Annotated in this window: 21 protein-coding genes; 15 read left to right on the top strand and 6 right to left on the bottom strand. The window is 59.3% G+C overall.

Going from position 1 to position 23,091, the window contains the following annotated elements:
• Positions 1-6: 6 nt before the first annotated feature.
• On the bottom strand, positions 7-369 hold the full coding sequence (locus CAF77_RS26055) for an ArsC family reductase (protein ID WP_003222107.1): 363 nt from the start codon (positions 367-369) through the stop codon (positions 7-9).
• Between the two features lie 181 nt (positions 370-550).
• Here CAF77_RS26055 and CAF77_RS26050 point away from each other — a divergent pair, with 181 nt between their 5' ends.
• A complete protein-coding gene (locus tag CAF77_RS26050) occupies positions 551-2,182 on the top strand; it encodes a Na+/H+ antiporter (protein WP_011332677.1) in 1,632 nt (543 codons plus the stop codon).
• 24 nt (positions 2,183-2,206) lie between these two features.
• Here the strand turns inward: CAF77_RS26050 and CAF77_RS26045 are convergent, their stop codons facing one another.
• The 5 genes from CAF77_RS26045 to map all read right to left on the bottom strand — a co-directional run bounded on the left by CAF77_RS26045 (position 2,207) and on the right by map (position 8,729).
• Complete coding sequence (locus CAF77_RS26045) at positions 2,207-2,878, bottom strand: hypothetical protein (protein WP_064379006.1); 672 nt, start codon at positions 2,876-2,878, stop codon at positions 2,207-2,209.
• A 182-nt stretch (positions 2,879-3,060) separates the two neighbouring features.
• A complete protein-coding gene (locus CAF77_RS26040; RefSeq protein WP_064379007.1) occupies positions 3,061-3,795 on the bottom strand; it encodes a M12 family metallopeptidase in 735 nt (244 codons plus the stop codon).
• Between the two features lie 165 nt (positions 3,796-3,960).
• A complete protein-coding gene (gene dapC / locus CAF77_RS26035) occupies positions 3,961-5,160 on the bottom strand; it encodes a succinyldiaminopimelate transaminase (RefSeq protein ID WP_064379008.1) in 1,200 nt (399 codons plus the stop codon).
• A 43-nt stretch (positions 5,161-5,203) separates the two neighbouring features.
• Positions 5,204-7,906 (bottom strand): [protein-PII] uridylyltransferase, encoded by a 2,703-nt coding sequence (locus CAF77_RS26030; protein WP_064379009.1) that lies wholly within the window; start codon positions 7,904-7,906, stop codon positions 5,204-5,206.
• 40 nt (positions 7,907-7,946) lie between these two features.
• Positions 7,947-8,729: a type I methionyl aminopeptidase gene (gene map, locus CAF77_RS26025; protein ID WP_039769663.1), complete on the bottom strand. Its 783-nt coding sequence runs from the start codon at positions 8,727-8,729 to the stop codon at positions 7,947-7,949.
• A 374-nt stretch (positions 8,730-9,103) separates the two neighbouring features.
• Here map and rpsB point away from each other — a divergent pair, with 374 nt between their 5' ends.
• The 14 genes from rpsB to lpxB all read left to right on the top strand — a co-directional run bounded on the left by rpsB (position 9,104) and on the right by lpxB (position 23,084).
• Positions 9,104-9,841, top strand: a complete 738-nt coding sequence (gene rpsB / locus CAF77_RS26020) for a 30S ribosomal protein S2 (protein WP_008052780.1) — start codon at positions 9,104-9,106, stop codon at positions 9,839-9,841.
• Positions 9,842-10,031: 190 nt separating this feature from the next.
• Positions 10,032-10,895, top strand: a complete 864-nt coding sequence (gene tsf / locus CAF77_RS26015; protein WP_011332682.1) for a translation elongation factor Ts — start codon at positions 10,032-10,034, stop codon at positions 10,893-10,895.
• A gap of 211 nt (positions 10,896-11,106) precedes the next feature.
• Positions 11,107-11,850, top strand: a complete 744-nt coding sequence (gene pyrH, locus CAF77_RS26010) for a UMP kinase (protein ID WP_011332683.1) — start codon at positions 11,107-11,109, stop codon at positions 11,848-11,850.
• On the top strand, positions 11,847-12,404 hold the full coding sequence (gene frr, locus CAF77_RS26005; protein ID WP_011332684.1) for a ribosome recycling factor: 558 nt from the start codon (positions 11,847-11,849) through the stop codon (positions 12,402-12,404). Before pyrH ends, frr begins: the two co-directional genes overlap by 4 nt.
• Positions 12,405-12,418: 14 nt before the next feature.
• A complete protein-coding gene (uppS, locus tag CAF77_RS26000) occupies positions 12,419-13,174 on the top strand; it encodes a polyprenyl diphosphate synthase (RefSeq protein ID WP_064379010.1) in 756 nt (251 codons plus the stop codon).
• Positions 13,174-13,980, top strand: a complete 807-nt coding sequence (locus CAF77_RS25995) for a phosphatidate cytidylyltransferase (protein WP_011332686.1) — start codon at positions 13,174-13,176, stop codon at positions 13,978-13,980. Before uppS ends, CAF77_RS25995 begins: the two co-directional genes overlap by 1 nt.
• Positions 13,977-15,167, top strand: a complete 1,191-nt coding sequence (gene ispC / locus CAF77_RS25990) for a 1-deoxy-D-xylulose-5-phosphate reductoisomerase (protein WP_064384036.1) — start codon at positions 13,977-13,979, stop codon at positions 15,165-15,167. The genes CAF77_RS25995 and ispC overlap by 4 nt, the downstream gene beginning before the upstream one ends.
• Positions 15,168-15,220: 53 nt before the next feature.
• Positions 15,221-16,573: a sigma E protease regulator RseP gene (gene rseP, locus CAF77_RS25985; protein WP_085655608.1), complete on the top strand. Its 1,353-nt coding sequence runs from the start codon at positions 15,221-15,223 to the stop codon at positions 16,571-16,573.
• Positions 16,574-16,647: 74 nt separating this feature from the next.
• Positions 16,648-19,023, top strand: a complete 2,376-nt coding sequence (bamA, locus tag CAF77_RS25980) for an outer membrane protein assembly factor BamA (RefSeq protein WP_064379012.1) — start codon at positions 16,648-16,650, stop codon at positions 19,021-19,023.
• Positions 19,024-19,068: 45 nt separating this feature from the next.
• On the top strand, positions 19,069-19,572 hold the full coding sequence (locus tag CAF77_RS25975) for an OmpH family outer membrane protein (protein ID WP_003222140.1): 504 nt from the start codon (positions 19,069-19,071) through the stop codon (positions 19,570-19,572).
• 3 nt (positions 19,573-19,575) lie between these two features.
• Positions 19,576-20,631 carry a UDP-3-O-(3-hydroxymyristoyl)glucosamine N-acyltransferase gene (lpxD, locus tag CAF77_RS25970; protein WP_064379013.1) on the top strand — a complete coding sequence of 352 codons (1,056 nt, stop codon included), beginning with the start codon at positions 19,576-19,578 and terminating at the stop codon, positions 20,629-20,631.
• Positions 20,632-20,737: 106 nt separating this feature from the next.
• On the top strand, positions 20,738-21,178 hold the full coding sequence (gene fabZ, locus CAF77_RS25965) for a 3-hydroxyacyl-ACP dehydratase FabZ (protein ID WP_003222142.1): 441 nt from the start codon (positions 20,738-20,740) through the stop codon (positions 21,176-21,178).
• A complete protein-coding gene (lpxA, locus tag CAF77_RS25960) occupies positions 21,175-21,951 on the top strand; it encodes an acyl-ACP--UDP-N-acetylglucosamine O-acyltransferase (RefSeq protein ID WP_064379014.1) in 777 nt (258 codons plus the stop codon). The genes fabZ and lpxA overlap by 4 nt, the downstream gene beginning before the upstream one ends.
• Positions 21,952-21,953: 2 nt before the next feature.
• Positions 21,954-23,084, top strand: a complete 1,131-nt coding sequence (gene lpxB / locus CAF77_RS25955) for a lipid-A-disaccharide synthase (protein WP_064379015.1) — start codon at positions 21,954-21,956, stop codon at positions 23,082-23,084.
• The last annotated feature ends 7 nt before the right edge of the window (positions 23,085-23,091 follow it).

Here is a 23,091-nt window from a genome sequence, read left to right as displayed (position 1 = left end):
GGCTGCTTACTTGAGGGCGGCCGCGTAGATATCTGGCTTGAAGCCAATCAGGGTTCGGTCACCGAGATCGAGCACCGGGCGCTTGATCATCGAGGGTTGAGCGAGCATCAGTTCGATGGCTTTCGACTGGTCGAGATCGGCTTTGCGTTCGTCGTCGAGTTTGCGAAAGGTCGTGCCCGCGCGGTTCAACACCGTTTGCCAGCCATGTTCGTCGCACCATTGGGTCAGGTGCTCGCGGTCAATGCCGGCGGTCTTGTAATCGTGGAAGTCATAACTGACAGCGTGTTCATCGAGCCAGGTGCGCGCCTTTTTCATGGTGTCGCAGGCTTTGATGCCGAAAAGGTGCAACGTTTTGCTTGAAACGGTCAAGGAATTGCCCCCTTTACAGGTGCTGGAAAAAAATGGTGTCGGATTATGCCATGACCAGACGGTTTCGCGGCGCCGAGGTTGCTTTTGCTGAGCGGGCTGCGACATAGGTGCAACGGTCACGCACAGCCTAAGCGGCTAATATGGCAGTTCAACGCTGTCGATTGTCCGGGATTTCCGCTTTATGCAAACTGCTTATACCGTCCTGATCCTGCTGATGCTGGTCAGTGTCTCGCGCCTGGTGGGACGGGTGATTCCGCTGCCGCTGCCACTGGTACAGATCGCCGCCGGCGCCTTGCTGGCCTGGCCGACCCTCGGCCTGCACGTGGCCCTCGATCCCGAACTGTTCCTGTTTCTGTTCCTGCCACCGCTGCTGTTTTCCGATGGCTGGCGCATGCCCAAGCGTGAATTGTGGCGCCTGCGCGGGCCGGTGCTGACGCTCGCGGTCGGGCTGGTGCTGTTTACCGTGGTCGGTGCCGGCTACTTCATTCATTGGCTGCTGCCGACGATTCCGTTGCCGGTGGCCTTTGCACTGGCAGCGGTGCTGTCGCCGACCGATGCGGTTGCAGTTTCGGCGATTTCGCAGAACCGCTTGCCCACGCCGCTGATGCACATGCTGCAAGGCGAGGCGTTGATGAACGATGCCTCAGGCCTGGTGACGTTCAAGTTCGCGCTGGTCGCGGCGGTGACCGGTGCATTCTCCCTGGCCAATGCCAGCCTGACCTTCGTGCTGGTGGCCGTCGGCGGGCTTGCGGTCGGCGTGGCGCTGAGCTGGCTGGTCGGAAGGTTGCGCGCCTGGATGATTGCCCGGGGCTGGGACGATCCGGCGACCCACGTGGTGTTCATGTTGCTGCTGCCATTCGCCGCTTACGTGCTGGCCGAGCGGCTTGGCGCGTCGGGCATTCTTTCGGCAGTGGCGGCGGGGATGATGCAGAGCTGGCTCGATCTGCTGCCGCGCCAGACCAGCACCCGGTTGCTCAACCGCAGCGTCTGGTCGTTGCTGGAGTTTGCCTTCAACGGTTTGATCTTCCTGCTGCTCGGCCTGCAACTTCCGGACATCGTTAAAGCGGTGGTCAGCCACGAGACATCGTTATGGCCGACCCTGTTCTATCGCTGTCTCGATGTGGTGGCGATTTTCCTGGCGCTGGTGTTGTTGCGCTTCATCTGGGTGCAGAGCATCTGGCGGCTGTCGGTGCTGCTGCGTCGCTTGCGCGGCAAGGGTGATCTGACGCAGGTGCCGACCGCCCGTTCCTGCTGGCTGCTGACCGTCGGCGGCGTGCGCGGTGCGGTGACCCTGGCGGGCGTGATGTCGGTGCCGATGCTGATGGGCAGCGAGGCGTTCCCCGAGCGCGATCTGCTGATCTTCATCGCCGCCGGGGTGATTCTGTTATCGCTGGTGGCGGCCTGTATTGCGCTGCCGTTGCTGTTGCGCGGTATCGAAAAAAGTCCGGACGACAAGCGTCGTCAGGAAGTGCGCGACGCCTGGCGCAAGACGGCGGAAGCAGCGATCCATGCGCTGGAGACCGAGGAGGTCAACCCGCAGGACGCCGCGCAAGCCGCCCTGGCAGCGGAGCTCAAGGCGCGGATCATGTCCGAGTATCGCCATCAACTGGAGGTCTTCAACGATTCGGCGGAAGCCCAGGCGCTGGCGTTCCAGATGGATCTGCTCGAACGCCGCTTGCGCCTCAAGGCACTGCGCGCGCAACGCCTTGAGTTATACAGCCTCAGTCGTCAGCACCAGATTGGCGATGACGTTCTGCGTGAAGTGTTGGGCGAACTGGACTTGAGTGAGGCGAATCTGGGCTCGGTCAAATAATGGCGTCACTTTGGTTCGCATGGGTTATTGCGCTTGTTCGGCAGGGTAGGGGTAGGCCTTCGACATGAACGTCTTGTCCTTTTCACTGAGCTCCAGATTCAGATCAATCTTGAAGTCGCCGTGGGTCCAGTCCTGACGCACGGCGTAGTGCATGATCGATTTCGGATCGTAGGGCAAATGGTCGAAATCGCTGGCGTCGAGCAGGTTGAAGTAGCGTTCATCGACAGATCGGCGGGCGTAATCGTCTTCGTCGGCGTTTTCTTTGACCCAGTGCGCGGCATAGACCGCTGCCTTGTTCCAGGGGATGTTCGATTCCGGATGCAGGTGCTCATGCTCGGCCCCCAGCGCATGCCCGAACTCGTGCATGACGTTGGCGGCGAAAAACGCCGGTGCCTGCAGATCCGGCGACAGCCTCATGGTCGGGCCGTCCTCGATCAGCAGTGCGTGGGTGCCAATCATCGACCAGTAAATCCCGGGCTCGCTGCTGATTCGGATATCTCCCGATTCACCCTCGACGAAATCAAAGTTCAAATTGATGTACGGCAGCCATTCGCTGGCAGCAGCCTTGACCGCATCCTTGAACGGCTGGTCGCCGTTTAAGAAGGCAACGCGCAATGTTTGACCTGGTGTCCAGAAGTGAGCCGGTTTGCCAATCGCACGTTTTTTACGACCGGGGGCGGTGATAGTCGGAATCATGTTCAAGTGTCCTTGCTTGTAAAATTGATAGTTGAATTTCCCGGGATCCGATGGGTTCGGGTGGTGTTGAAGTTAGTGGTAGATGTTAGTTTGTGAAAGTTGTTTGATGTAAGGTTGTGTGTTTTCAATTCAAGTTTGCCAGGCGTTGCACCTGGCAAACTTTTTAGTTTGAAATGTCCGAATTATTTTGGATAAAGCAGCTTCATCAATTGTTTGTCTTTTTTACTGATCTTGCGGTTTATCGGTACTTCCCAGTTGCCGATGGTCAAATCGTTCGATACAGGATGATGCATGATCGATCGCCTGTCGTAGTTCGTATAAATCGCATCCAGCGTATCGAAAGTCGCGAACAGGTTGCGGTCGACCTGTTCGCGAGTCAGCGGATTCATTTCCCGATTCCGGTAAAACTCGTAAACCTTGGGTTTGTCCCACGGAATATTGGCTTGAGGATGCTGATGTTCATGCAGGGCGCCCAGTGCATGGCCGAACTCGTGGATCACGATGGTCTCGAAATCGGGATGCTCTGGTTTGACGCCCAGATTCATCGTTGGATGGTCGGGATGTATCAACAGGGCATCGGTACCCAGCATTGAACTGTTGTCATTGTTTCGGGTTGCGATGCGGATATCGCCTTTCAGATCGTCGACGAATTCGAAGGTCAGGTTGATATAGGCCAGCCATTTACGAGCCGCATTGATAATCCCTGTCTTATGATCGGCGTCGGGTGCGTCAATAAAAGCAATTTTCAATGTTCGGCCATTTGCCCAGAGTTTCGAATAATTGACCACGGAGCGTTTGCGGCGAGAGCCTGCTGTGCTTTGGGTGCCGGCATTCGCCGGGTTCTCGTTGATGGCGGCGATGTAAGCGGCCTGGTCGTCCGGCCATTGAATCAGTTGGCAATCCAGAAGTTCTTTCATTATTGACTTCGTCCATGAAGTTGCAGGTTGATTTTGGGTGGTGCGCACAATGACGCGACTCAAGACTAACGTCTGGCCAGCGTAAAGGTGGGGTAGAAAAAGCGGGGGAAGTGTTACGTCATGTTTGATCGCCCGTGCCGGATTGCCCGGCACGGGCGTGAGCGATTACTTATGGCGCAAGACGAAATCGCGAATGCGCTCGGCCGCTTCCACGCACTCCGCCAAGGGGGCTACCAGCGCCATGCGCACGCGTCCGGCGCCCGGATTGACGCCATCGACGTCCCGCGACAGATAGGAGCCCGGCACTACGGTCACGTGCTCTTCGGCAAACAGATCCCGACAGAACGCAGCGTCGTCACCTTGTACATTCGGCCACAGGTAGAAGCTGCCATCGGGGCGCTGCACATCCATCAGCGGGCTGAGGATCGCCAGCACAGCGTCGAACTTCTCGCGATACAGCGCGCGGTTGGCGCGTACATGCACTTCGTCATTCCACGCGGCGACGCTGGCCAGTTGGGTTTGAACCGGCATCGCGCAGCCGTGGTAGGTGCGGTACAGCAGGAAGCCCTTGAGGATGTCGGCATCGCCGGCGACAAAACCGGAGCGCAGGCCCGGCAGGTTCGAGCGCTTGGACAGGCTGTGGAACACCACGCAACGCTTGAAGTCCTTGCGACCCAGTTCGGCGCAGGCGCTGAGCAGGCCCGGCGGCGGGGTCTGTTCGTCGAAGTACAGCTCGCTGTAGCACTCGTCGGCGGCGATCACGAAGTCGTATTCGTCGGCCAGGGCAATGAGCTTTTTCAGCACGTCGACCGGAATCAGCGCGCCGGTCGGGTTGCCCGGCGAGCACAGGAACAGGATCTGGCAGCGCTTCCAGATGTCAGGCGATACCGCGTCGAAGTCCGGGTTGAAGCCGTTCTCGTCCAGGCATGGCAGGTAGTGCGGCTTGGCGCCGGCGAGGAACGCTGCGCCTTCGTAGATCTGATAGAACGGATTCGGGCTGACCACCAGCGCGTCGTCGCCACGATTGACCACTGTCTGGGTGAAAGCGAACAGCGCTTCACGGGTGCCGTTGACCGGCAGCACGTTGCGCGCCGGGTCGATCCAGCCGCTCGGCACGTTGAAACGACGTTCGCACCAAGCCGCGATGGCTTCGCGCAGGGCCGGAATGCCGAGGGTGGTCGGGTACACCGCCATCTGCTCCAGATTGTTCGCCAGCGCCTCGGCGACAAAGCTTGGCGAGCGATGCTTCGGTTCGCCAATGGACAGCGCGATCGGGCGCTTGTCCGGGTTTGGCGTGACGCTGCCGAGCAGGGCGCGGAGCTTTTCGAACGGGTAGGGCTGGAGCTGGGACAGAGCGTTGTTCATCGGTGCGGGATCTCGTGCAAAGCGATTGAATCCGGGCGCGCAATCAAATGCTGATGCGCGACAGTTTGATATCGGGGTCCTGATTGACGCTCAACTGTTCGACGATGGCATCCTGCAAACGGCTGCACAGCAGCGGGTCGGACAGCGGTTGATTGTGGGCGTCGGTGATGAAGAACACGTCCTCCACCCGCTCGCCCAGGGTGGCGATCTTGGCGTTCTGCAGCGACAGGTCGAACTCGAGGAAAATCCCGCCGACCCGTGCCAGCAGGCCCGGGCGATCGGGTGCCGTGAGTTCCAGCACCGTCACCGGGCGCTGGGCATCGTTGTGGATCGTCACCTGCGGGGCGAACGCGAAATGCTTGAGCTGGCGCGGTACTCGACGCTGGATGATCGTCGGGTAGTCGGCCGGATTGCGCAGAGCTTCGGTCAGGCCGTCGCGAATCTGCTTGACCCGGACCGGATTGTCGCCGATCGAATCGCCATCGGTGTCGAGCACGATGTAGGTGTCGAGGGTGAACTGGCTGCTGGACGTGATGACCCGGGCGTCGTGAATGTTCAGGTTGAGCTGGTCCATCGCGGCCACGGTCACGGCGAAGAAGTCGTGTTGGTCCGGCGCATAGATGAAGATCTGCGTGCCACCCTCGAATTCGCGCTGGGTGGTTTCCTTGATCAGCACCAGCGGACCGCCGTCAGCCGGTTGCTGGAGGATGGCGTCGGTGTGCCAGGCCACATCGCCGGCGGTGTGACGCAGGAAGTAGTCATCACCCAGTTGCGCCCACAATTGCTCGACGTCATCCGGATCGGTGCCGCCGCGTACCAGTATGTCCAGCGCTGCGCTCTGGGTCTGGCGGATCTGCTCTTCGCGATCCACCGGGTTCTCCAGGCCACGGCGCAGGGCGCGCTTGGTTTCGGTGTAGAGCTGGCGCAACAGGCTGGCACGCCACGAGTTCCAGAGGGTCGGGTTGGTCGCGTTGATGTCGGCTACGGTCAGGACGTACAGGTAGTCGAGACGGGTTTCGTCACCGACCGCCAGGGCGAAGTCATGGATCACCTGCGGGTCGGACAAATCCTTGCGCTGGGCGGTGGTCGACATCACCAGGTGGTTCTGCACCAGCCAGACGATCAGGCGGCTGTCCCAGACCGGCAGTTGGTGGCGCTGGCAGAACGCCTCGGCATCCACTGCGCCAATTTCCGAGTGATCGCCATGCCGGCCCTTGCCGATGTCGTGATACAGGCCAGCCATATAAATGAGTTCAGGCTTCGGCAGTTTGGCCATGAGCTTGGCGGCCAGCGGGAATTTCTCCGACACCTGGGTGTACTGCAACTTGCGCAGGTGTTTGATCAGGTTCAGCGTGTGCGCATCGACCGTATAGATGTGGAACAGGTCGTGCTGCATCTGCCCGACGATGAAGCCGAATTCCGGCAGGTAGCGCCCGAGAATGCCGTAGCGGTTCATCCGCCGCAGGTTGCGGTGGATGCCGATCTTGCACTTGAACAGCTCGATGAACAGGCTGGTGTTGCGGATGTCGTTGCGGAAGTTGTCGTCGATCAGGTGACGGTTTTCCCGCAGCAGACGAATGGTGTCGGCGCGTACGCCCTTGATTTCCGGCTGCTGGGCCATCAGCACGAAGATCTCGAGCATGGCGAACGGCGTGCGGCGGAACACGTTGTCGTTGCGTGCTTCGATGTAACCGTCGTGCAGCTGGAAGCGCGAGTTGATCGGCTGCGGCGGCGCTTCGTCTTCCGGGGCGAGGATGACTTCCTCGAAGTGCTGGATGATCAGGTCGCTGAGCTGGGCGATGCTCATCACCACCCGGAAATACTGCTGCATGAAGTTTTCGACGGCCTGTTTGGCGTCGTCGCCTTCAAAACCCAGCAGACCGGCAATGGTGCGCTGGTGATCGAACAGCAGGCGGTCTTCGGAGCGACCGGCCAGCATGTGCAGGGCGTAACGCACCTTCCAGAGGAATTCCTGGGAGGAGGCCAGCAAGGCGTTCTCGCTCTCGACCAGGAACCCTTCACCGGCCAGGGCGCGCAGGTTCAGGGTGCCGTACTGACGACGGGCTACCCACAGAATCGTCTGAATATCCCGTAGTCCGCCGGGCGAGCCTTTGACGTTGGGTTCCAGGTTGTATTCGGTATCGTTGTACTTGTGGTGGCGAGCCTTCTGCTCGGCGCGCTTGGCCAGGAAGAAATCCTTGCTCGGCCACATGTGCGCGGTGCTGGTGACGTCGAGCATACGCTGGCGCAGGCGCTCGGGGCCGCAGATGGTACGGCTTTCCATCAGGTTGGTGACCACCGTCAGGTCGGCGCGGGCCTCTTCGGCGCATTCGTCGACCGAACGAACGCTCTGACCGACTTCCAGGCCGATGTCCCACAGCAGCGTCAGAAAGCGCTCGATGGAATCGCGGAAGATTTCGTGGTCGGCGCTGTCCAGAAGGATCAGCAGATCGATGTCGGAGTAGGGGTGAAGCTCGCCGCGACCGTAGCCGCCGACCGCGACCAGCGCGATGTCGGCGTCTTCGCTCCAGTCGAACTGATCCCAGGCCTTTTGCAGGATGTTGTCGACGAACCATGCCCGGTCCTCGATCAGCCGCCGAATGTCGCGCCCGGCGCGAAAGCGTGCATCGAGCACTTCGCGGGCCTGGCGGATCGCCTTCTTGAATGCCGCGATGGGACTCGCTTTCAGGGCCAGTTCAGCCTGGAACTGGCCGCGGTCGAAAAGTTCGGGATCCACCTGCGGCATCGATTGGCTTTCCTTCTATAGGCTGGGAGCGGTGTCTGGGTCAGGCCGAGATGCGCGGGATCGTGTCGTCGCTGCGCAGGGTGAAGATCTCGTAGCCAGTGTCGGTGACAAGCAAAGTGTGTTCCCACTGTGCCGACAGCTTGCGATCCTTGGTGATCGCGGTCCAGCCGTCGCCCAGTACTTTGGTGTCGGCCTTGCCCTGGTTGATCATCGGCTCGATGGTGAAGGTCATGCCGGCCTTCAGTTCCATGCCGGTGCCGGCGCGGCCGTAGTGCAGGATCTGCGGTTCTTCGTGGAACACCTTGCCGATGCCGTGGCCGCAGAATTCACGCACCACCGAGAAGCCGTTCTTTTCCGCGTGCTTCTGAATGATTTCGCCGATGTCACCGAGGCGGCAGCCGGGTTTGACGATTTCGATCGCCTTGTACATGCATTCCTGGGTGACCTGCGACAGGCGCTCGGCCCAGACCGGCACGGTGCCGACGTGGAACATGCGGCTGGTGTCGCCGTGGTAGCCGTCCTTGATCACGGTGACATCGATGTTCAGGGTGTCGCCGTTTTTCAACGGCTTGTCGTTCGGGATACCGTGGCAGACCACGTGGTTGATCGAGGTGCAGATCGACTTCGGGTAGCCCTTGTAGTTGAGCGGGGCGGGGATGGCCTGCTGCACGTTGACGATATAGTCGTGGCAGATCTGGTTCAGCTCATCGGTGGTCACGCCCGGCTTGACGTGCTCGGCAATCATTTCCAGCACATCGGCGGCCAGTTTGCCGGCGACACGCATGCCAGCGATGTCCTCGGGGGTTTTGAGGGTGACGGTCATACAGGCTCTCTCTGCGCTCGGCGGCGCTTGCTGATACGAACAGGGGCGCAACTGTTGATTTGGCGGCCCCGAAAAACGCGATTCTAACAGACCAAAGGCGCAAATCCGCGCCTGCGTGCATCGCTTCTCTCTATACAATGCGGTGCATTGTCCCGATTCCAAGGGGCTGGCGCGCATGTCCCTGACGCGATTGCAGATTCCGGGTTCCGTTTGCGTCGTCCCTGTGGTATAAAATGCGCCGCTTTCCGGGGATAGCCCCGGGAGCATTAACCCACACACGTGTCGACACGATGGCCTGGGTGCCTTTGATCCTCGGATCAATGGTTGGTCATTGGGATACGTGGAGGCCCAACCCGACTTATCAAGGAACTATCATGTCCCAAGTCAACATGCGCGATATGCTGAAGGCCGGTGTGCACTTCGGTCACCAAACCCGTTACTGGAATCCGAAAATGGGTAAATACATTTTCGGCGCGCGTAACAAGATTCACATCATCAACCTTGAAAAAACTCTGCCAATGTTCAACGAAGCTCTGACTTTCGTAGAGCGTCTGGCCCAGGGCAAAAACAAGATTCTGTTCGTCGGCACCAAGCGTTCCGCTGGCAAGATCGTTGCTGAAGAAGCAGCACGTTGCGGTTCGCCGTACGTCGATCACCGCTGGTTGGGCGGCATGCTGACCAACTTCAAGACCATCCGTGCTTCCATCAAGCGTCTGCGTGACCTTGAAGTACAAGCCGAAGACGGTACTTTCGCCAAGCTGACCAAGAAAGAAGCGCTGATGCGCACTCGCGATCTTGAGAAGCTGGATCGCTCCCTGGGCGGCATCAAGGACATGGGCGGTCTGCCAGACGCACTGTTCGTGATCGACGTTGACCACGAGCGCATCGCGATCACCGAAGCCAACAAGCTGGGCATCCCGGTCATCGGCGTTGTCGATACCAACAGCAGCCCGGAAGGCGTTGACTACATCATCCCAGGCAACGATGACGCAATCCGCGCTATCCAGCTGTACATGGGTTCGATGGCTGACGCAGTCATCCGCGGTCGCAACAACGTTGCTGGCGGTACTGTAGAATTCGCAGCTGAAGAAACTCAGGCTGCAGCTGAGTAATTGACGCCCTGGCGTTGACTCAGTAAGCAAAAAGGGGGCTTGGCCCCCTTTTTGCCACCTCGAAAACCATCTGTCGGCAGCGCAGCTACAGCATCTGTAACGTGCAGCGGCTACAAACAGGTTCGGGAAGAATTGAACGCCCGTTCGATCGGGTGGAATGGTTGAAAACCTATCCAAGAGGAATTTGAAAATGGCAGCAATTACTGCAGCGTTGGTCAAAGAACTGCGCGAGCGTACCGGCGAAGGCATGATGGATTGCAAGAAAGCCCTGGAAAAGGCTGGCGGCGACATCGAAAAAGCCATTGATGACATGCGTGCTTCGGGCGCCATCAAGGCTGCCAAGAAAGCTGGCAACGTTGCCGCTGAAGGCGCTATCGCCATCAAGGACGACGGCAAGGCTGCCGTTCTGATCGAAGTCAACTCGCAGACCGACTTCCTGGCTCTGCAGGACGACTTCAAAAACTTCGTTGCTGCCAGCGTCGACAAAGCATTCGCTGACAAGCTGACCGACGCTGCTCCGCTGATCGCTGCTCAAGAAGCTGCTCGCGAAGCACTGGTTGCCAAAGTAGGCGAGAACGTCAACATTCGTCGCCTGGTGCGCGTAGAAGGCGACGTCGTCGGCACCTACCTGCACGGCAACAAGATCGGTGTTGCTGTTGTCCTGAAAGGCGGCGACGTCGAGCTGGCCAAAGACATCGCGATGCACGTTGCTGCAAGCAACCCTGAGTTCCTGCTGCCTTCGCAAGTCTCCGACGAAGCGATTGAGCGTGAAAAAGCTGTGTTCCTGCAGCTGAACGAAGAAAAAATCAAAGGCAAGCCAGAAAACATTGTTGAGAACATGGTCAAGGGCCGTATCAGCAAGTTCCTGGCAGAAGCGAGCCTGGTTGAGCAGGCGTTCGTCAAGAACCCTGAAATCAAGGTTGGCGAGCTGGCCAAGAAAGGCGGCGCTGAAATCGTTTCCTTCACCTACTTCAAAGTAGGCGAAGGCATCGAGAAGCCGGTCGACAACTTCGCTGAAGAAGTTGCTGCCCAGCTGGCTGCCGCCAAGCAATAAGACAGTTTTTCAACTGTCGCCCGAAAGAGGCTGCCCGCTCACGCGCGCAGCCTCTTTTCAGATAGGGTTATCAATTTTTAATTGGTTTCCCCTTGGAACTGACTTACAAAGCCATGTTCCGATGGCGCTGAAGCAGCGCCAAGCTAGAGTGAACGCCAGCTGTAAACAGCTCGCAAAGAATTTTTAAAATACGCCGCAGGAGAGATTCGCAATGGCTCAGCAGGGCAGTGGTTATCAGGCTCGCTATAAACGCATTCTACTCAAGCTTAGCGGCGAGGCCCTGATGGGCTCGGAAGAGTTCGGGATCGATCCGAAAGTGCTGGATCGCATGGCGCTGGAAGTCGGCCAGCTGGTCGGTATCGGCGTTCAGGTCGGTCTGGTGATTGGTGGTGGCAACCTGTTCCGCGGTGAAGCGCTGAGCAAGGCCGGCATGGATCGGGTCACGGGCGACCACATGGGCATGCTGGCCACTGTGATGAACGCCCTGGCCATGCGCGACGCGCTGGAACGTGCCAATATCTCGGCCATCGTGATGTCGGCCATTTCCATGGTTGGCGTGACCGACCACTATGACCGTCGCAAGGCCATGCGCCACCTGAACTCCAAGGATGTGGTGATTTTCGCGGCCGGTACCGGCAATCCGTTCTTTACCACGGATTCGGCAGCCTGTCTGCGCGCCATTGAAATCGACGCGGACGTCGTGCTCAAGGCGACCAAGGTCGATGGCGTCTACACCGCTGACCCGTTCAAAGACCCGCATGCCGAGAAGTTCGATCATCTGACATACGATGAAGTGCTGGATCGCAAGCTGGGTGTAATGGATCTGACGGCTATCTGCCTGTGCCGCGATCACAAGATGCCGCTGCGCGTATTTAACATGAACAAGCCGGGCGCCCTGCTGAACATCGTGCATGGTGGCGCTGAAGGCACTCTGATCGAGGAAGTCCAACAATGATCAACGAAATCAAGAAAGACGCCAAAGAGCGCATGACGAAATCCGTTGAGTCCCTGGCTCACAACTTCGGCCGTATCCGTACCGGTCAGGCACACCCAAGCATCCTGGAAGGTGTGATGGTGCCTTACTACGGCGCTGATACCCCGATCAAGCAAGTGGCCAACATCACCGTCAAGGATGCCCGTACGCTGCAAGTCGTTGCGTTCGAGCGCAACATGCTGGGCGCCGTCGACAAGGCTATCGGTAGCGCGGGTCTGAACCTGAACCCGACCAATCTGGGTGAGCTGCTGCTGATCAGCATGCCGGCCCTGACCGAAGAAACCCGTCGCGGTTTCACCAAGCAGGCGCGTGACGTGGCAGAAGACGCCCGTGTTGCCGTGCGCAACATCCGTCGCGATGCGAACAGCTCCCTGAAGGATCTGGTCAAGGAAAAGGAAATCAGCGAAGACGAAGAGCGTCGCGCCGCAGGCGAGATCGACGACCTGACCAAGAAGTTCGTGGCTGAAATCGACGCCAAGCTGGCCGAGAAAGAAAAAGACCTGATGGCCGTATAAGGGTCGAGTTTTAAATGGACAAGACCAAGCAGACTGCGCCGTCCACGGTGCCGCGCCATGTCGCGATCATCATGGATGGCAATAATCGCTGGGCGAAAAAACGCTTTATGCCGGGTGTCGCCGGGCATAAGGCTGGCGTGGATGCTGTGCGGGCGGTGATCGAGGTGTGTGCCGAGGCCAAGGTCGAAGTGCTCACCCTGTTCGCCTTTTCCAGTGAAAACTGGCAGCGTCCGGCTGACGAGGTCAGCGCCTTGATGGACCTGTTCTTCAAGGCGCTGCGTCGTGAAGCCAAACGCCTGAACGACAACAACATCAGTCTGCGCATCATCGGCGACCGTACGCGGTTTCATCCCGAGCTTCAGGCAGCCATGCGTGAGGCTGAAGCGATGACCGCTGGTGCCAACCGCTTCATTCTGCAGATCGCCGCCAATTACGGCGGTCAGTGGGACATTGCGCAAGCGGCGCAGCGTCTGGCGCGTGAAGTTCAGGCGGGTCATCTGCGACCGGAAGACATCACGCCGGATCTGCTGCAGACCTGTCTGGTCACTGGTGATCTGCCGTTGCCCGACCTGTGCATCCGCACCGGCGGCGAGCATCGCATCAGCAACTTCCTCTTGTGGCAGTTGGCTTACGCCGAGTTGTACTTCTCCGACCTGTTCTGGCCGGACTTCAAACACGAAGCCATGCGCAATGCGCTGGCCGATTTCGCTTTGCGCCAGCGTCGCTTCGGTAAAACGAGTGAGCAGGTCGAAGCTGGAGCCCGGGTTTAATGCTTAAACAACGCATCATCACTGCACTGATTCTGTTGCCGATCGCCCTGGGCGGTTTTTTCCTGCTCGAAGGTTCCGGCTTTGCTCTGTTCATCGGGCTGGTCGTGAGTCTGGGTGCCTGGGAGTGGGCGCGTCTGGCCGGTTTCACCGCGCAGGCATTTCGTGTCGGCTACGCGGCGGTCGTCGCGCTGATGCTGTTTGTCATGTACATCCTTCCGGGGCTGGCGCCTTGGGTGCTGGGTGCTTCGGTAATCTGGTGGGCACTGGCGACCTGGCTGGTGCTGACGTATCCGCGTTCCAGCGAGCGCTGGTCCAGTGCCGCCAGCAAACTGGTGATCGGCTTGCTGATTCTGTTGCCTGCCTGGCAGGGGCTGGTGCTGATCAAGCAGTACCCGCTCGGTAACTGGTTGATCATGGCAGTGATGGTGCTGGTCTGGGGGGCTGATATCGGGGCGTACTTCTCCGGTCGTGCATTCGGCAAGCGCAAGCTGGCGCCGCAAGTCAGTCCCGGCAAAAGTTGGGAAGGCGTGTATGGCGGTCTGGCGCTGAGCCTGGTCATCACCACCCTGGTCGCACTGTTCCGTGACTGGACGGTGGCGCAACTGTTCAAGGGGTTGATCGGTGCAGCGGTGATTGTCTTCATCTCTGTGGTGGGTGATCTGACCGAAAGCATGTTCAAGCGCCAGTCCGGCATCAAGGACAGCAGTAATCTGCTGCCGGGGCATGGTGGCGTGCTGGATCGCATCGACAGCCTGACGGCGGCGATCCCGGTCTTTGCAGTGCTGTTGTGGATGGCGGCATCGTGAGTCGCCCACAGCAGATTACCGTCCTGGGCGCGACCGGATCGATCGGTCTGAGTACGCTGGACGTTATCGCTCGGCATCCGGATCGTTATCAGGCTTTCGCCCTGAGCGGTTTTACCCGTCTGAGCGAACTGTTTGCCCTGTGTGTTCGCCATCTCCCCAAATATGCGGTAGTGCCGGAGGCCGGTGCTGCCCGCAACCTGCAGGACGATTTACGAGCCGCTGGCCTGTCGACGCAGGTGCTGGTTGGCGAGGAAGGCTTGTGTCAGGTCGCTGCTGCGCCTGAGGTGGATGCCGTCATGGCGGCCATTGTCGGCGCGGCGGGTTTGCGCCCGACTCTGGCGGCTGTCGAGGCGGGCAAGAAGATTCTTCTGGCCAACAAGGAAGCGCTGGTCATGTCCGGCGCCTTGTTCATGCAGGCGGTGCGCAAGAGCGGCTCGGTCCTGTTGCCGATCGACAGCGAACACAACGCAATTTTCCAGTGCATGCCGCAGGACTTTGCTCGCGGGCTGGGTAACGTCGGGGTTCGTCGGATTTTGCTGACAGCTTCCGGTGGTCCTTTCCGGCAGACGCCAATGGCCGAATTGGCGCATGTTTCACCGGACCAGGCCTGTGCCCACCCGAACTGGTCGATGGGGCGCAAGATTTCCGTGGATTCGGCCAGCATGATGAACAAAGGGCTCGAATTGATCGAAGCCTGCTGGTTGTTCGATGCCAGACCTTCGCAAGTTGAAGTGGTGATTCATCCGCAGAGTGTGATTCATTCACTGGTCGACTATGTGGACGGTTCGGTGCTGGCGCAGCTGGGCAATCCCGACATGCGCACGCCGATTGCCAATGCATTGGCATGGCCGGAGCGTATCGATTCGGGCGTGGCGCCTCTGGATCTGTTCGCTGTAGCACGCCTGGATTTCGAAGCGCCCGACGAAGAGCGCTTCCCGTGCCTGCGGCTTGCGCGGCAGGCGGCCGAGGCGGGAAACAGCGCCCCGGCCATGCTCAATGCGGCGAATGAAGTGGCGGTTGCGGCGTTTCTCGACGGACGGGTTCGCTACCTGGAAATCGCGAGTATCATCGAGGAGGTCTTGAATCTGGAGCCTGTGGTGGCGCTGGATGATCTCGATGCGGTGTTCACCGCCGATGCAACCGCCCGTACATTGGCCGGGCAGTGGCTGACTCGTTACGGCCGGTAGGTTTTGCAACAGATGGCTTCACGCGGCACTGGACAGGATTGCGGAGAAAGTAGATGAGCGCGCTCTATATGATTGCCGGCACCCTGATCGCTCTGGGTGTGCTGGTCACCTTTCACGAATTCGGCCATTTCTGGGTCGCGCGTCGCTGTGGCGTCAAGGTTCTGCGTTTCTCCGTGGGCTTCGGCATGCCGCTGCTGCGCTGGCATGACAAACAGGGCACCGAGTTCGTGGTCGCGGCCATTCCGCTGGGTGGCTACGTCAAGATGCTTGATGAGCGCGAAGGCGAAGTACCGGCCGATCAGCTTCATCAGTCATTCAATCGCAAGTCCGTACGTCAGCGCATTGCCATCGTCGCGGCCGGCCCTGTGGCCAACTTTCTGCTGGCGCTGGTGTTTTTCTGGGTGCTGGCCATGCTCGGCAGCGAGCAGATTCGCCCGGTCATCGGTTCTGTCGAGCCCGGCAGCATCGCCGCGACAGCTGGACTGAGCGCCGGTCAGGAAATCGTCGCGATCGACGGTGAGCCGACCTCGGGCTGGGCTGCGGTCAATCTGCAACTGGTGCGGCGTCTGGGCGAAAGCGGTTCACTGCAGTTACTGGTGCGCGAGCAGGGTTCCACGGCTGATACGCCGCGTGAGCTGGCACTCGATAAATGGCTCAAGGGGGCTGACGAGCCGGATCCGATTCGCTCCCTCGGCATTCGCCCTTGGCGTCCGGCGTTGCCGCCAGTTCTTGCCGAACTCGACCCGAAAGGTCCGGCCCAGGCAGCCGGGCTGAAAACCGGCGACCGTCTGCTGACGCTCGATGGCAAGGCGCTGGATGACTGGCAGCAGGTGGTCGACACCGTTCGTACGCGTCCTGATACCAAAATCGTGCTGCGCGTCCAGCGCGACGGTGTTCAAATCGACGTCCCTGTGACATTGGCTGCACGTGGTGAGAAGAAGTCGCCAAGCGGTTACCTGGGGGCGGGCGTGAAGGCTGTCGACTGGCCACCGGAAATGATTCGCGAGGTCAGCTACGGTCCTTTGGCAGCGATTGGTGAGGGTGCCCGTCGTACCTGGACCATGAGCGTCCTGACGCTGGATTCACTGAAGAAAATGCTCTTCGGCGAGCTCTCGGTAAAAAACTTGAGTGGACCGATAACCATTGCTAAAGTGGCGGGCGCTTCTGCCCAGTCGGGCGTCGCTGATTTCCTGAATTTCCTTGCTTATCTGAGTATTAGCCTGGGGGTTCTGAATTTGCTGCCCATTCCTGTGCTGGATGGGGGGCATTTGTTGTTTTATCTGATCGAGTGGGCGCGTGGTCGTCCCTTGTCGGATCGGGTGCAAGGTTGGGGGATACAGATTGGTATCAGCTTGGTGGTCGGAGTGATGTTGCTTGCTCTGGTCAACGATCTGGGTCGTCTGTAACGCTTCGCTGAATTGCGAATCTGCCGCATTTTGCGGCAGTTTGTTTATTGCCAGTTGGAATAAGAAAGGACTTCATGAAACGTCTGCTGCTAACTGCGGTTCTCACCGTATTGATGATCGCCGAAGTTCACGCCGAGTCCTTCACTATCTCTGATATTCGCGTCAATGGCCTCCAGCGGGTCTCCGCGGGTAGCGTCTTTGGTGCCTTGCCGTTGAACGTCGGCGAGCAGGCGGATGATCGTCGCCTGGTGGAATCCACTCGTGCGTTGTTCAAAACCGGTTTCTTTCAAGATATCCAGCTGGGCCGCGAAGGCAACGTCCTGGTGATCACTGTCGTCGAGCGTCCCTCGGTCGCCAGCATCGAGATCGAAGGCAACAAGGCGATCTCCACCGAAGACCTGATGAAAGGCCTCAAGCAATCCGGTCTGGCCGAAGGCGAGATCTTCCAGCGCGCGACCCTTGAAGGTGTGCGTAACGAGCTGCAGCGTCAATACGTTGCACAAGGTCGTTACTCGGCTACCGTCGATACCGAAGTGGTGTCGCAGCCGCGCAACCGCGTCGGCCTGAAAGTGAAGATCAACGAAGGCACCGTCGCCGCCATTCAGCACATCAACGTGGTGGGCAACACGGTTTTCCCCGAGGAAGACCTGACCGACCTGTTCGAACTGAAAACCACCAACTGGCTGTCGTTCTTCAAGAACGACGACAAGTACGCTCGTGAAAAGCTGTCCGGTGACCTGGAGCGTCTGCGTTCCTACTACCTGGATCGCGGCTATATCAACATGGATATCGCTTCGACCCAGGTGTCCATCACCCCGGACAAGAAGCACGTCTACATCACCGTCAACGTCAACGAAGGCGAGAAGTACACTGTTCGTGACGTCAAGCTCAGCGGTGACCTGAAAGTCCCTGAGGACCAGGTCAAATCCCTGTTGCTGGTGCAGAAAGGCCAGGTGTTCTCGCGCAAGCTGATGACCACCACGTCCGAACTGATCACCCGTCGTCTGGGCAACGAGGGTTACACCTTCGCCAACGTCAACGGCGTGCCACAACCGCACGACGAAGATCACACCGTCGATATCCTGTTTGCCGTCGATCCGGGCAAGCGTGCCTACGTCAACCGCATTAACTTCCGTGGCAACACCAAGTCCGAGGACGAAGTGCTGCGCCGTGAAATGCGTCAGATGGAAGGTGGCTGGGCTTCAACCTACCTGATCGATCAGTCCAAGACCCGTCTGGAGCGTCTGGGCTTCTTTAAAGAGGTCAACGTCGAAACCCCGGCCGTGCCAGGTGTCGACGACCAGGTTGACGTGAACTACAGCGTTGAAGAGCAGGCCTCCGGTTCGATCACTGCCAGCGTCGGTTTCGCCCAGAGCGCCGGTCTGATCCTCGGTGGTTCGATCACCCAGAACAACTTCCTCGGTACCGGTAACCGCGTCAGCGTCGGTCTGACCCGCAGCGAATACCAGAGCCGCTACAACTTCGGCTACGTTGACCCCTACTGGACCGCCGATGGCGTGAGCCTGGGTTACAACGCGTTCTACCGCACCACCGACTACAAAGACCTCGACGTCGACGTAGCGAGTTATGCGGTCGACAGCCTGGGTGCCGGCGTGAACGTGGGCTACCCGATCAGCGAGACTTCACGATTGACCTTTGGTCTGTCCGCTCAACAGGACAAGATCAAGACCGGTAAGTACACCGTTGACGAGATTTTCGACTTCGTTAACAAGGAAGGTGATAACTACCTGAACTTCAAGGCATCGGCCGGCTGGTCCGAGTCGACCTTGAACAAGGGTGTATTGCCAACCCGTGGCCGTTCCCAGAGCTTGACGCTGGAAACCACGATTCCAGGCAGCGACCTGTCGTTCTACAAGCTCGACTACCGTGGTCAGTTGTTCCAGCCGATCAGCGAAAACTACACCCTGCGTCTGCACACCGAGCTGGGCTATGGTGACGGCTACGGTTCGACCGACGGCTTGCCGTTCTATGAAAACTACTATGCTGGTGGTTTCAACTCGGTACGTGGCTTTAAAGACAGCACGCTCGGTCCGCGCAGTACCCCGAGCCGTGGCACCAACCCGGGTACATCGGTAGACCCGGACCAGGACCCGCTGCCGTTCGGTGGCAATGTCCTGATTCAGGGCGGCGTGGAAGTTCTGTTCCCGCTACCGTTCGTCAAGGATCAACGCTCTCTGCGTACGTCGGTATTCTGGGATGTGGGTAACGTGTTCGATTCGCAGTGCAAGGACACTACCAACGCCAATGGCTCGTCGTCGAACACCAAGTGCAACGACATCAGTCTGAGCAACATGGCCAGCTCCGTCGGTGTCGGTGTGACCTGGGTCACCGCGCTGGGCCCGCTGAGCTTTGCCCTGGCGATGCCGATCAAGAAACCGGATGAAGCTGAAACTCAAGTGTTCCAATTCTCCCTGGGCCAGACGTTCTAAGCGTCTGACCCAAGACAACGACAATGGATTTTGTAGGAGTGCATCGTGCGTAAGTTGACTCAATTGGTTCTCCTGGCCTCCGTACTGGTGGCAGGCCCGGCATTTGCCGACATGAAAATCGCCGTTCTGAACTATCAGATGGCACTGCTGGAATCCGACGCAGCCAAGAAGTACGCCGTAGATGCGGAGAAAAAGTTCGGCCCGCAACTGACCAAGCTCAAGACACTGGAAAGCAGCGCCAAGGGTATTCAGGATCGTCTGATGGCCGGTGGTGACAAGATGCAGCAGGGCGAACGCGAGCGTCTGGAGCTTGAGTTCAAGCAAAAGGCGCGTGACTTCCAGTTCCAGTCCAAGGAACTGAATGAAGCAAAAGCCGTTGCCGACCGCGAAATGCTCAAGCAACTGAAGCCGAAACTGGATAGCGCAGTGGAAGAAGTCATCAAGAAAGGTGGTTTTGACCTGGTGTTCGAGCGTGGCGCAGTGATCGATGTCAAGCCTCAGTACGACATCACGCGCCAGGTTATCGAGCGCATGAATCAGCTGAAGTAACCCATGACCGTGACTATCAAGCTCGGCCAGTTGGCCGAGTTCCTCGGCGCCACCCTGAGTGGCGACCCCGAGAAGCAAATCACTGGGCTAGCCACCTTGCAGGAGGCTGGCCCAGCTCAGTTGAGCTTTCTGGCAAACCCCCAATACCGTAAATACCTGGCTGGCTCGCAAGCCGCAGCCCTGTTGCTCAAGGCTGCCGACGCGGAAGGTTATGCCGGTAATGCGCTGGTGGTGCCTGATCCTTACCTGGCTTACGCACGCATTTCCCATCTGTTTGATCCGAAACCCAAGGCCGCTGCCGGCGTCCATCCGACGGCCGTGATTGCCGAGGATGCCGTGGTCGACCCGAGCGCCAGTATCGGTCCCTTCGTGGTGATCGAAGCCGGTGCGCGAATCGGTGCAGACGTGACGCTCGGCGCGCATTGCGTTGTCGGAGCCCGCAGCGAAATCGGCGAGGGCGGCTGGCTGGCCCCGCGAGTCACGCTGTATCACGATGTGCGGATCGGCAAGCGGGTGGTGATCCAGTCCGGCGCCGTGCTCGGCGGTGAAGGCTTCGGTTTTGCCAATGAGAAGGGTGTTTGGCAGAAGATCGCCCAGATCGGCGGCGTGACCATCGGTGACGATGTGGAGATCGGCGTGAACACCGCCATCGACCGCGGTGCGTTGGCCGATACCGTGATCGGCAATGGCGTGAAACTCGACAACCAGATTCAGATCGCCCACAACGTGCAGGTCGGTGACCACACCGCCATGGCGGCATGCGTGGGGATTTCCGGCAGCACCAAAATCGGCAAGCACTGCATGCTCGCCGGGGGTGTTGGCCTGGTAGGGCACATCGATATTTGCGACAACGTATTCCTGACCGGAATGACCATGGTGACCCACTCGATTACCGAGCCGGGTGCCTATTCTTCCGGCACAGCCATGCAACCTGCGGCCGAATGGCGCAAAAGCGCGGCCCGTATTCGTCAGCTCGATGACATCGCGCGACGTTTGAAACAGCTGGAAAAGCGGTTCGGGGAAGTGACCCCCGACGGTAATGCTTCATCTGAAGGCTGATACCATTTCCATATCAAGTGTGCACAGCCTCTGGACTGCCTCCTTGATTTGCTAGAGGAGTGCGCGTCAGTCGCGCTCCCAATCTTTACATAGGCTTCCCCCCGAAATGATGGACATCAACGAGATTCGCGAATACCTGCCTCACCGTTACCCGTTCCTGCTGGTGGATCGGGTAGTGGAGCTGGATACGGAAGGCAAGCGCATTCGCGCCTACAAGAATGTCAGCATCAACGAGCCGTTCTTCAACGGTCACTTCCCGGCGCACCCGATCATGCCGGGTGTGCTGATCATCGAAGCCATGGCTCAGGCTGCCGGGATCCTCGGTTTCAAGATGCTTGACGTGAAACCGGCCGACGGCACCCTTTATTACTTCGTTGGCTCCGACAAACTGCGTTTCCGCCAGCCAGTGCTGCCGGGCGATCAGTTGATCCTGGAAGCCAAGTTCATCAGTTGCAAGCGTCAGATCTGGAAGTTCGAATGCCAGGCTTCGGTCGATGGCAAACCGGTCTGCTCGGCTGAAATCATCTGTGCGGAACGCAAGCTATGAGTTTGATTGACCCTCGCGCAATCATCGATCCATCGGCCGTCCTGGCTGATGGCGTCGAGGTCGGCCCGTGGTCGATCATCGGTGCAGGTGTGGAAATCGGCGAGGGTACGGTCATCGGGCCACACGTGATCCTCAAAGGTCCGACCCGTATCGGCAAGCACAACCGCATCTACCAGTTTTCCTCGGTAGGCGAAGACACGCCGGACCTGAAATACAAGGGCGAAGAAACCCGCCTGGTGATCGGTGACCACAACGTCATCCGCGAAGGCGTGACGATTCACCGTGGCACCGTTCAGGATCGTTCCGAAACGACCCTGGGTGATCACAACCTGATCATGGCCTATGCCCACATCGGACATGACAGCGTCATCGGCAACCACTGCATTCTGGTCAACAACACTGCGCTGGCCGGCCATGTGCACGTTGATGACTGGGCGATCCTGTCCGGTTTCACCCTGGTGCATCAGTATTGCCACATTGGTGCCCACAGCTTTTCCGGCATGGGCACGGCCATCGGCAAGGATGTTCCGGCGTTCGTCACCGTATTTGGCAACCCGGCCGAAGCGCGTAGCATGAACTTCGAGGGCATGCGCCGTCGCGGTTTCAGCGAAGACGCCATCCACGCCCTGCGCCGTGCGTACAAAACGGTGTATCGCCAGGGACTGACCGTTGAGCAGGCATTGGCCGAGCTGGCCGAACTGTCCGCCCAGTTCCCGGAGGTCGCGGTGTTCCGTGACTCCATCCAGTCGTCGACCCGCGGCATCACCCGCTGACCATGGCCAATCTGCTTATTGCGCTGGTGGCGGGGGAGGCTTCCGGTGACATTCTGGGCGCAGGCCTGATGCGTGCCCTCAAGGCACAGCACCCTGCGGTGGAGTTCATCGGTGTCGGCGGCCCGCTGATGCAGGCCGAAGGCCTGACTTCCTATTTTCCGATGGAGCGTCTGTCGGTCATGGGGCTGGTGGAAGTCCTGGGACGCTTGCGTGAACTGCTCAAGCGCCGCAAGGATCTGATCGCCACGCTCATCGCTGAAAAACCGGATGTGTTCATCGGCATCGACGCACCGGATTTCAACCTCAATATCGAACTCAAGCTGCGTCAGGCCGGAATCAAGACCGTGCACTACGTCAGCCCGTCGGTGTGGGCGTGGCGGCAGAAGCGGGTGCTGAAGATCCGCGAAGGCTGCGACCTGATGCTCACGCTGCTGCCGTTCGAAGCCAGATTCTACGAAGAGAAAGGCGTACCGGTACGGTTCGTCGGCCATACGCTGGCCGACACCATTCCGCTGGAAGCCGATCGCTCTGCTGCGCGGGCCGAACTCGGTCTGCCGGACGGTCCGCTGGTGGCTTTGATGCCCGGCAGCCGGGGCGGCGAAGTCAGCCGTCTGGGGGCGCTGTTCCTCGATACCGCCGAACGCCTGCGTGCCATGCGCCCGGGCGTGCGTTTCGTCATACCCTGCGCCAACCCCGAGCGTCGCGCCCAACTCGAAGAGCTGCTGGCCGGTCGTGATCTGCCGGTGACCTTGCTCAATGGCCAATCTCACCTGGCCCTGGCGGCGTGCAATGCGGTCCTGATCGCGTCAGGCACGGCGACCCTGGAAGCGCTGCTGTACAAGCGCCCGATGGTCGTGGCCTATCGTCTTGCGCCGCTGACGTTCTGGATTCTCAAACGCATGGTCAAGAGCCCGTACGTGTCCCTGCCGAACTTGCTGGCCCAGCGATTGCTGGTGCCGGAATTGTTGCAGGATGATGCGACGGTTGAAGCACTTGCCCAGACCCTGTCGCCATTGATCGATGGTGGCGAAGAGCAGACCCGTGGCTTCGACGAGATCCATCGCACCCTGCGCCTGGACGCTTCCAATCAGGCGGCTGACGCCGTTCTGAACCTGATCGGGCACACACGATGAGCAAGAC

The organism is Pseudomonas sp. R15(2017) (assembly GCF_002112685.1).
In the GTDB taxonomy this organism is placed as follows: Bacteria; Pseudomonadota; Gammaproteobacteria; order Pseudomonadales; family Pseudomonadaceae; genus Aquipseudomonas; species Aquipseudomonas glycinae.
The sequence above is the reverse complement of the archived record's forward strand: the minus strand, read 5'-3'. Positions and strand labels throughout refer to the sequence as shown.